We start from the raw sequence: 11,018 nt of genomic DNA, 5'->3' as shown, positions 1-11,018 counted from the left end.
ATTTCTATTTTTTTGCTAAAAAGAAAAGAGTGTTGCAAATTAATGACTAAAAATCATTAATTTGCAACAGCCCCTTTATATATGAATATCTATACTTTTTTATTTAGCTTTTCTTTTTCCTTTTGCTGCTTTTTTCTCAACTACTGGATTCATTTTTTCTAGTAAGTTCTTACCAGGTTTAAATTTTGCAACTTTTCTTGCAGCAACCTTCATAGGTTTTTTAGTCTGTGGATTTATACAAGTTCTTTCTGCTCTCTCTGATGCTTCAAACTTTCCAAATCCTATAAAAGAAATGCTCTCTCCTTTAACTAATACTTCTTCAAGTGTTTCCAAAAATACCTTTGTTAATTTCTCTGCTTCTAACTTTGTTTTTAACTCTGCTTTAGTTCCAAATAATTCTACAAACTCTTTCTTTGTCATTTGAAATCACTCCCAATTATTTATTTAGTTGCCCTTACTATTAAAATAGCACGTTTTTCCAATAAAAACAATAGTTTTTCTTAATTTTTTTTAACTTTTTCTTTTATAAAAACCTGTACCCAATAGTTCTTTCCATTTTTGTCTTTAGCTCTTCCAATTCCTATTTGAGTATACTCTGGATTTAAAATGTTTTTTCTGTGACCCTTAGATTTTAGCCATCTCTCTACTACAAACTCTGGAGTACTATGCCAACGAGCAATATTCTCACCGGCAGCACTGTATTTTATCCCTTTTTTCTTCATCAAATTAAACGTTGTTCCAAACTTTAGGCTATTATGTGATAACTCCTGATTTTTTGCCATATCCTTGGCTTTTTCCATAGCTATTTTATTTAATTTGCTATCCATTTTCAAAGGCTTTAGATGTTTTTCTATCCTAGCCTTATTTGTCTTTTTTAAAATTATATCTTGGTAATCTTCACCTTTAATTGGTACTATATACACAAGTAATACCAAAATAATAGAAATTAATCTTTTCACTATTTTTACCTCCTTAATCTATATATATTTTAACATTTTTTTTATTTTTTTCTACTCTTTCTTTGTTTGACTTTTAATTTTCCTCATTATATAATTTAGCTACAGAATACGATTTATTTAAGGAGAGTTTATGTTTAGTGTTGATTTTGGTTTTCCTGTATTAGGGGCAAATGTTCTTGACACAGGTATTAACTTTGGGATTTATTGTAAAAATAAGAAAAATATAGTATTAAATATCTTTGATTCAGCTGATGATACCACACCAGCTATTGTTTTAAAATTAGATGAAAAATTAAATAAAACAGGAGATATTTGGCATATTTTTTTAAGAGAAGGAAAAGAGGGTGTTATTTACTCTTGGAATATAGATGATGCTTTGGACCTACTAGATCCATATGCCCTATCTTATACTAAAAATAAAAAGAGAGCTATTGCTGTAAAGAAGGATCTTTTTAAGGTTAGACATCTCAATACCCATCTAAATGATACTATAATCTATGAAGTTCATATCAAATTATTTACACAAAACAATAACTCTTTGGTTGAATTTCCTGGCCAATATAAGGGATTTGTAGAGAAAATTCCATATCTGAAAGAATTGGGTATCACTGCTGTCGAGTTTTTACCTGTATTCGAATGGGATGAATACACAGGAAGATATAATGCTAATAACGAACTTTTAGAAAATGTTTGGGGATACAATCCTATTGGTTTCTTTGCTCCTACTAAAAAATTTGCTTCAGAAGATTCTAACTCAAATTTTAATGAGGTTATTGAGATTAAAGAGCTTGTTAATGAACTTCATAAAAATGGAATTGAAGTTATTCTAGATGTAGTCTATAACCATACTGCTGAAAGTGGTAACGATGGCTGGGTCTATAACTTCAAAGCTATGAATAACTCTGGATTTTATATGTTAGAAAAGGATGGAATTGAGTATAAAAACTTTTCTGGTTGTGGAAATACATTTAACTGTAATAATATAATGAGCAAGGATATTATTCTTAACTCCCTAAAATATTGGTATCTTGATATTGGAGTTGATGGATTTAGATTTGACTTAGCTCCTATTCTTGGAAGAGATGAAAATGGACAATGGGGAGGACACTCTGTATTAAATGAAATAATACAAGATCCTATCCTTTCTCACTGTAAATTGATCTCTGAAAGTTGGGATTTAGGTGGTTACTATGTTGGGGATATGCCAACTGGTTGGAGCGAATGGAATGGGAAATATAGAGATGTTATTCGTAGATTTATAAAAGGAGATTTTGGACAAATTCCTGAACTTTTAAAGAGAATTTTTGGTAGCCCTGATATTTTCAAAAGAGATAACCGTTCCCCATATAGTAGTATCAACTTTATAAGCTGTCACGATGGATTTACCCTGTATGATTTAGTTAGTTATAATACTAAACATAATTTTGATAATGGTGAAAATAACCAAGATGGAGAAAATTTTAATAATTCATATAACTGGGGAGAAGAGGGAGAAACGGATAATTTAGATATTATAGCTCTTCGGAAAAAATTGATAAAAAACTTTTTTCTAATTCTAATGATCTCTCAAGGAGTTCCTATGTTTTTGATGGGTGATGAGTGTGGAAGAACACAAAAAGGAAATAATAACGCCTATTGTCAAGATAATACTCTAACTTGGTTTGATTGGGATAGAAAAAAAGAGTTTGAAGATCTTTATGAATTTGTAAAACAGATGATAAAAATCAGAAAAACATACTCTATTTTTAGAAAAAATTCATACTGGGAGTGTGAAGAAGATGGTAGAAATGATATTACTCTTCATGGTGTCAAGTTAAATTCTCCAGATTTCTCATATCACTCTTTAAGTACTGCCTTTGAGTTGATGGATTATGAGGCTAATACTAGATTTTACATCGCTCTTAATTCATACTATGACGATTTAGAGTTTGAACTTCCACCCCTTGAAGAGGATAAAAAATGGTATAAATTAATAGATACTTCTGAAAATAATAGCTTTAATTTTTCTGAAACTCCAATTGATAAGCTATCTTACTCTGTAAAAGCAAGAAGCTCTATTATTTTAATCTCTAAATAGCTAAAAAAGAAGTTGAATCAATTAGTCTACTAATTAATCAACTTCTTTTTATATTTTTCCAACTCTATAAAAACTTTTGTTGCCTTTTTATTTTCTCTTCAATTTCCTCTTGAGTTTTTCCTAATAATTCTAAGACTAAATATTTCAATGGTAATTTTTTTAATATCTCTCTTACTCCACTATTTTCAAAAGGATCATGGTAATCTATTTTACTTATATGATAATAGATATTTTGTAATACTTCATCTACTCTTAATTCTTTATTCAAATTATTTTCTATACTATTTTTTACATAATCTCCTGATAATGAGTAATTCAAATGAACTCCATATATCAATTCTTTATACTCTTTTAATCTATTGATATTTTCTAATATATACTCCACTGCTTCATTAGAATTTTTTAATTCCAAATTTGTATTTAGCATATGACCTGTATCCAACATAAAACCAATATTTTTATATCTTATATTTTTCACCAAATAATCTACTTCTTCATAATTGTTTAGTTTTAGGCCTGGCCACCATAAGTTCTCCAAAAGTAAAGTAAATGAATATTTTTCCTCATTAAAAATCTCGTTTATAAACTCTACTGTCTTCTCTAAAATCTGCCTGTCAGAAAATCTAAAATTATAAGTCATACTTTCAAATATATCTATATTACAAGCATGGAGTACTACATATTCAACTTCCAATTCTTTAGCTATTTCAAGTTCTTTCCTATAATAATCTAACATCTCTTCCTTCGTGATTCCACCACACAACCCTCTGATTGTATTTTCATCTATGAGTCTAGAAAAAATCTCTTTCTGATTGCATAAATAAAGATCTAACCAAGTTGGAAAAAATCTCAAATGATAGCCCTTAATTTTATCTTTTAATGGTTTATTATCTACATCACTATATTTTATGAGCTCAAAATAATCTATTCCATATTTTCTATATTTATCATAATTTTTCTCTAATTCATCATTTTTCAAAAAATCACAAATATTTAATAATTTATACATTTTTCCTCCATTAAAACAGACAAAAATCCAATTGATTATTAAATTTATTCATATATACTTTTGCTTCTACACCATAAATATTTCTTAAATTTTCTTCAGTAATTATATTTTCGGGTATTCCATCTCCTATTATTTTTCCATTATTTACAAGAATTAGTCTTGTACAATACTTAATAGCCAACCTTAAATTATGAATTATGGTTATTACACTTCTTTTTTCCTCTTTTAATTTATGAATTATTGAAAAAATTTCCTCTTCGTACTTCATATCTAAACTAGCTGTTGGTTCATCCAATAGTACTATTTTACTTTCTTGTGTAAGAGTTTTAGCAAATAATACTCTTTGCCTCTCTCCTCCAGATAATTCTTTTATCATTCTATCTTTAAATTTAAGTGTGTCTGTTTTTTTCATATACTCCTCAGCTTTTAATATATCCTCATCACTATACTCTTGAAATTTCTTTAAATATGGGTATCTTCCTAAAATCACCACATCTATGCACGGAAAATCAAAAGCTATATTAGTATTTTGATTCATAAAAGAAATATTTTTAGCTAATTCTTTTTTCTTATACTCTCTTATATTTTTACCATTATATAAAATTTCCCCCTCTATATTCTCAATTATTCCATTTATACTTTTTAAAATAGTTGTTTTCCCAACTCCATTTGGACCAATTATTCCAACTATCTCTCCACTTCTCACTTTGAAATTTATTCCATTTAAAATCTTTCTTTCTCCAATACTAAAAGATATATTTTTTACTTCTAATTGAAATTCACTCATATTCTTTCACCATTTTTTCTTATTTTTATAATTAAATAGATAAAGTAGGGAGCTCCAACTATTGCTGTAATTATACCAACTCCCACTTCTACAGGTGCAAATAATGTCCGAGATATTAAATCACATAATGTAATAAAAAAAGCGCCAGCTAAAAAAGAGGTTTTCAAAAGTTTTCTATTGTCAGAACCTATTAACTTTCTCAAAATATGTGGAATTATTAACCCAACAAATCCAATGTTTCCACTTATACAAACTGATATGGAGGTTATTAAAGAAACTATAATCAAAATTCTTTTTCTTAAACTTTTAATATCAATACCTAATGCCTTTGCTTCTTCATCTCCTAATAATAAAATATTTAATTCCTTTCCATAATGTGTCAATAGAAAAATTAAAATAGAAATAGGAACTATAGCTAAGTTGAAATGTTCCCATCTTCTTCCACTTAAACTTCCAATAGACCAAAATATATATTCTTTTAGCTGTGCTTCCACCATAGTTGTTAAAAGTAAGGATGAAATAGAACCAACAAAGCTACTTACGGCTATCCCTGAAAGTATTAAAAGTAAATTATCTGTTCTTCCTTTTAACGAAGCTAATCCATACACTAGCCCAGCTACAAATAATGCCATAACTATTGCCAATATTGGCATAACAAAGAGAGAATGTCCTGTTATTCCTAAAGATATTGCTATTATCGCCCCCAAACTAGCTCCACTTGATATTCCAACTATACTTGAATCTGCTATAGGATTTTTTAATAAACTTTGCATAGTACAACCACATATTGCCAAAGCTCCTCCTACAATTACACCTATCAATACTCTTGGCAACCTCACATAAAAAACTATTGAAGTAAAACTTTTTTTCTCCACCGGAAAATCAAAACCGCCTAGTTGATTAAATAATACTTTTATTATCTCTCCTATCGGAACTTTAACACTTCCATAAAAAAGTGAGAAAAAAATTGTTACTATTAATATTAATAAAAGTATCCAATTAAATTTCTTTTCGATTATCATCTTGCTCTCTTTCCAAACCATATATTTTCTCCCCTAAATATTCTATCCCATCTATCATATATTGAGAGGTAGGAGATAATTTTTTAAAAGGTATCCCATAGATTTTTTTATTCTTTACTGCTCGTATATTTTTAAAACTTTCATCATTTACTAAAAAGTTCATAAATTCCTCTGAATTAATATGCCCTTTCCAAATAGGAACTATTATAATATCTGGATCTATATCAATCAATGTTTCTTTAGATATTTTTACTTCTCCAATTATTCCAGCCTCAGAAACTGGATTTATCCCTCCTATTAATCGAAGAAATTCATCGAATGTTGTTTCTTTTCCACTAGTTGTCTCTAATGATGTATATAACATAATTTTGAGTATACCCTTATTTTCTAATTTTATTTTTTTTTGTAATTTCTTTAAACGAATATCCATATTTTTAGTTATAGCTATTCCTTTTTCTTTCTCTTCAACAAGATCTGCTAATTTTAAAATTACTTCTTTTTGTTCTTCAAAAGTTTTGGGTGTTTTATATATATAAGTATCTATTCCACTATCCTCTATTTGCTGAAGTTGTTCTTTTTTTATCCAATCAGCTCCAATAACTAAATCTGGTTCTAAATTCAATAAGGTTTCAATATTTCCTTCAATTTTGGTATAACTTTTAGCTATATTACAAACATTTGACATATCCTCATCTTCTGTTATCATACCACTCAAACCAACTATTCTACTCGATGAAACTAAATTTAAAATCATCTCATCACTACTTAAATTTATTGTTGCTATTCTATTATATTTTTTATCATTTGCAAAATTTAAAGTAGCAATGACTAAAAATAAAGTCATAATTTTTAATAAATTTTTCACTAGAATTTCCTTTCTAAATATATATAATATAGGGAGAGGCTTCCTCTCCCTATATTATAATTTTTTTAATTATTTTTTACAACATTTTTAAAAGTTATATCTAAATCCTACATAATAATTTCTTCCATCTGCTGGAGAATAGCTTATTCCATTCTCAGAAACTACATATGAATTGCTATATTTTTCATCAAATAAATTTTTGATTCCTCCATAAATTTGTAAACTACCATTAAAATTATAGTTTAAACCAGTATCTACAGTAGTATATTCATTATTTTCACCAAATTTATTTTTAAAATCATCACTTCCATATGTTGAACTTTGATAATACATATCTATATTTCCAAGTAGTTTATCTGTGAAGTTGTATGTAGCACCTAGATTTATTATCCACTCTGGCACTCCTGGAAATCTTTTCCCATCATATTTTCCACTAGTTATCTTTGCATCAATATAAGATATATTCTCTCTTAGGATTAATTTGTCAAAATAATGTTGAAGTGATAATTGCACTCCCTTTCTTTCAACTTTTCCATCAAAATTATGATTATTCTTTACTCCATTTTGGACTTCAGCATATAGTATTTCATCACTTGTTTTAGAAAAGAACACAGATGATGAAATATAAGTATTTTCTATTGTATCTTTAGCTCCTAACTCATAAGTTTCTGTTTCTTGAAGTTTAAGCTCTCCGTCCCACAATCCTAAATCTTGAATACTTGGACTTCTATAACCATTTACATAGCTCAAATATACACTTCCTGTATCTGAATATAGATAGTTTATTGCTAATTCATAACTATCTGCTGATTTTCTTTTTATTAAAGCTTCATTTAAATCCACATCATAGTTACTTATATTATAACCTTTATATTTTAATTTTTCTTTTCTATATCCTTGAGTAAATTGCCACTTTCCAAAAGTAGTTTTATTTAAAATATATCCAGCATAAGATTCTCTTTCTTTATCTGCATTATCCTTAAAAATTTTATTTTCTGATTTCCCTTCTTTATAATCTCCACCAAAAATAGTATAACTATTATCACTATAGCTGTATTTTATTTGAGGTTTAATAAAGTATTGATTAGTTATATAATGAGTCGACCAACTTGAATCTCCAATATACTCTAATTCTTCGTATCCTCCATAAATTAGCAAATCTAAATTATCACTTATTTTTTGAGTATGTTTCAGAGTATAATTATCCTCAGTTGAATCTGCTAATCCTTCCGTACTTCCTGACATAGTTGGATCTTTTTCAAACTGTTCTTTAGTTAAAGAACCAGTATAATAATCCTTACTTTCATTGTGTCTATAATCAGCTTCAATACTTCCATTATCTAAAAGATATTTACCTCTTAACCAAATAGATTCTTTTGTATCATCTTTATCATATTCTTTAGTTGCTATATCTCTATATCCTTCACTTTTATAATTAGTATAAGCTATATTTAGTAACAGCTTGTCATTTACTCTTGTTCCATAATTTATATTTCCTTTTGTTGTTCCCCAAGAACCAACTTCAATCCCTAAACTTCCATAATTTTCTCTATTTTGTAACCCTTTAGTAATTATATTAACAATCCCTCCAGTAGCCCCATCTCCATACATTACTGCTCCACCAGCTGGAATTACCTCAATCTTATCTACCATATCTATTGGAACTAAACTTGAGTAATACCCACTCCCTTGGATATTATTCATAGGAATACCATCAATTAACATAAGAGTATTTTGAGAACCTGTAGCTCCATAACCTCTTAAATCTATTGTTGCTTCTCCTCCATCATAAGCTGAAATTGATATTCCTGGAACACCTTTTAAAGCCTCTGTTATAGTATTAGCTCCTTTATTCTTAATTTCTTCACTTGTTATAATAATAACATTCTTTGGAATTTCTTGAGCATTTGTTTCAAAATTTTCTGTACTTATTACAGTCTCTTCTAATTTTGTTCCACCGATCTTTCCTTCAGCTAATACTGTTGTTCCTACTGCTAATATAGCAGCGACCATCAAATATTTTTTCATCCTTCCTCCCTAAATTACTTTATTTTTAGGTACAAATAAAAAACTTTCTAGCAAAATAGATTTATCTTACTAGAAAGTCATAATCACATATTTTGATCTATTGACAATTGGTAAGTCTTCTGACTCAGCTTCATCCTACTCCCACGCCTTCCCAGCTTCCCAGTGACATATTGTGATTTCGTCCACCATACAGCAGTTTCCTGTGTGGGATTCTCACCCATCTTCCTCTATCAATCTATTTTTTGCACCTAATTACAACTTATTGTATTATAATAATTCTATTGTGTCAACTTTATTTCAAAATATATATTTAATTTAATCTTTATATTTATTTTATATATTTCTTAATTTAAAATCTATATTCTATTCCTAAAACATATGTTCTCTCTTCTGTAGGTGAATATTTTAATTCTTTAGTAGTTTTTGAAGTACTCATTTGAACATAGTCACAATATATTTCATTAAATACATTATTTATTCCTCCATATAGTGTAACACCATTTTCTAAACTATATCTCATTGAAATATCAGTTACTATGTAGTCTTTTATTTTACTAAATTCATTTTTAAAATCATTAGCTGCAAAAGTTTTTCCTATATATTTACTTTCTAAATTCAAAGTTAACTGAGGAATTATTTCATATGTTACTCCAACTCCACCAATTATTTTGCTCACTCCAGGTATTAAGTGTCCTTCATATGGTCCAGCTACTATTTTATTATTCATATATGTAAAGCTTTCTCTAATAGTTAATTTTTCAAAATATTGTTCAGAAACTAACTCTAATCCAAAACGTCTTGTCTTACCATTCAAATTATAAAAACTTTTTCCTCCCATTGCACCATATTTTGGATCATACATAATTTCATTTTTACCTTGAATATAAAATACTGCTCCAGATATATACACATTTTCTATTAATGATTTTATTCCTAATTCAACTGTATCAATTGTTTGTGCTTTTTTTTCTTTTGTTTCTTCATCTTTTGTATTCCAACTTGAAAATTCAGTTAAATTTGGATTTCTTTTAACTCTGTTATAGCTTAAGTACCCTGATGTTGTATCATTAAATAAATAATTTCCTGTCAATTCGTAATCTATATTTTCAGGAGAATCTTTTATTTTATCTTGAGTTTCTATTCCCTTTTCATTATAATTTAAACTTTTACTATCAAATTTATTTTGTTCTACTCTTATTCCTTGAGAAAAAATAAAACTATCCCAAGCTAATTTATTTTGAACATAACCTCCAACAGCATAATAATCTATATCATTATTTTCAGATTTATATATTTTTTTACTTTTTCTTCTATTACTCCATACTTTCTCTTTCACTGTTGCTTCAGAGTACTCTCCACCAAGAATTATTGAATTCTGCTCACCATATAAATACTTAATTTGTCCATTCCAATACAAAGATTCTGTTTCTTTATCTCTTTTTTTATATGCTGGGACCTTATCTTTTGCTGGATATTTATATTCATATTCTCTATTTTTATATTCAAAAGAACTTGATATTTCTAAATTAGGTGTTAACTTTTTATTGTATAGTAATACATATTTATCTTGATACTCTTTTCCGTACCTTCCCACATCAGGGTTTTGTTTTCTATCTTTTTCATACTCTTCTTTACTTAATCCTTTTATTCTATCACTTGCAATCTTTCTACTATGTGAATATTTTCCCTCAATTTTACCGTTATTCAATTTATATTTAGATTTTACCTCTATAAAATCCAAATCATTCTTTTCACCTTCTCTATATCCATTTTTATCTTTAGTTAAATAGTTAATCTCACCTGAAATTTTTTCATTTAAATTCATTCCATAATTAACTCTATATTTTTTATAGTCATATTTTCCAAACTCTGTACCTATATTTCCCCAATATTTCTGATTTTTCATATTTTTAGTTATTATATTTATAATTCCTGCTGTAGCATTTCCACCGTACATTATTGCTCCACCAGCTGGTACAACTTCAATTTTTTCTACTTGTTCAATTGGAATAATATCTAAATCAAATTCTCTATTATCCGCTCCATTTTGCGGAATTCCATCTAATAAAACAACTAAATTTTTATCTGCTAATTTAGGTACCTGCCCTCTTAAAGATAAAGAACCATCTATTTGTAATAAACTTGGAATCATTTTTAATGCTTCATATATATTTTTATACCCTCTTTTTTCAATATCCTCACTATTTATAATAGTAATATTTTTTGCTACTTCCATAACAGATACTTCTTCATATCTTTCAGTAGATATTA

9 protein-coding genes and 1 riboswitch are annotated in these 11,018 nt (G+C 27.8%); of the genes, 1 reads left to right on the top strand and 8 read right to left on the bottom strand.

Going from position 1 to position 11,018, the window contains the following annotated elements:
- Window positions 1–99 precede the first annotated feature (99 nt).
- The gene (locus tag ABNK64_RS07060; protein WP_291256322.1) at window positions 100–420 is read right to left on the bottom strand and encodes an HU family DNA-binding protein; all 321 of its coding nucleotides are present in this window, start codon (window positions 418–420) and stop codon (window positions 100–102) included.
- An 80-nt stretch (window positions 421–500) separates the two neighbouring features.
- Complete coding sequence (locus tag ABNK64_RS07055; RefSeq protein WP_349763932.1) at window positions 501–959, bottom strand: CAP domain-containing protein; 459 nt, start codon at window positions 957–959, stop codon at window positions 501–503.
- 130 nt (window positions 960–1,089) lie between these two features.
- Between ABNK64_RS07055 and ABNK64_RS07050 the strand changes: the two genes are divergently transcribed.
- A complete protein-coding gene (locus ABNK64_RS07050; protein ID WP_349763931.1) occupies window positions 1,090–3,036 on the top strand; it encodes a glycogen debranching protein in 1,947 nt (648 codons plus the stop codon).
- Window positions 3,037–3,100: 64 nt separating this feature from the next.
- Here ABNK64_RS07050 and ABNK64_RS07045 read toward each other — a convergent pair whose 3' ends face one another.
- From ABNK64_RS07045 to ABNK64_RS07020, 6 genes are all read right to left on the bottom strand, one after another.
- Window positions 3,101–4,045 carry a sugar phosphate isomerase/epimerase family protein gene (locus ABNK64_RS07045; protein WP_349763930.1) on the bottom strand — a complete coding sequence of 315 codons (945 nt, stop codon included), beginning with the start codon at window positions 4,043–4,045 and terminating at the stop codon, window positions 3,101–3,103.
- Window positions 4,046–4,055: 10 nt separating this feature from the next.
- Window positions 4,056–4,832, bottom strand: coding sequence for an ABC transporter ATP-binding protein (locus tag ABNK64_RS07040; protein WP_349763929.1), 777 nt, complete (start codon window positions 4,830–4,832; stop codon window positions 4,056–4,058).
- Window positions 4,829–5,875 carry a FecCD family ABC transporter permease gene (locus ABNK64_RS07035; RefSeq protein ID WP_349763928.1) on the bottom strand — a complete coding sequence of 349 codons (1,047 nt, stop codon included), beginning with the start codon at window positions 5,873–5,875 and terminating at the stop codon, window positions 4,829–4,831. Before ABNK64_RS07035 ends, ABNK64_RS07040 begins: the two co-directional genes overlap by 4 nt.
- On the bottom strand, window positions 5,832–6,698 hold the full coding sequence (locus ABNK64_RS07030) for an ABC transporter substrate-binding protein (protein WP_456878916.1): 867 nt from the start codon (window positions 6,696–6,698) through the stop codon (window positions 5,832–5,834). Before ABNK64_RS07030 ends, ABNK64_RS07035 begins: the two co-directional genes overlap by 44 nt.
- 108 nt (window positions 6,699–6,806) lie before the next feature.
- Window positions 6,807–8,747: a TonB-dependent receptor family protein gene (locus tag ABNK64_RS07025; RefSeq protein ID WP_349763926.1), complete on the bottom strand. Its 1,941-nt coding sequence runs from the start codon at window positions 8,745–8,747 to the stop codon at window positions 6,807–6,809.
- 92 nt (window positions 8,748–8,839) lie between these two features.
- Window positions 8,840–9,014, bottom strand: a riboswitch (cobalamin riboswitch).
- An 82-nt stretch (window positions 9,015–9,096) separates the two neighbouring features.
- Window positions 9,097–11,018: TonB-dependent receptor (locus ABNK64_RS07020; protein WP_349763925.1), on the bottom strand; the 1,922-nt coding region annotated here is incomplete at its 5' end.

It is taken from the genome of Fusobacterium sp. SYSU M8D902 (assembly GCF_040199715.1).
In the GTDB taxonomy this organism is placed as follows: domain Bacteria; phylum Fusobacteriota; class Fusobacteriia; order Fusobacteriales; family Fusobacteriaceae; genus Fusobacterium_A.
This window is presented reverse-complemented; position numbering and strand designations above follow the sequence as displayed.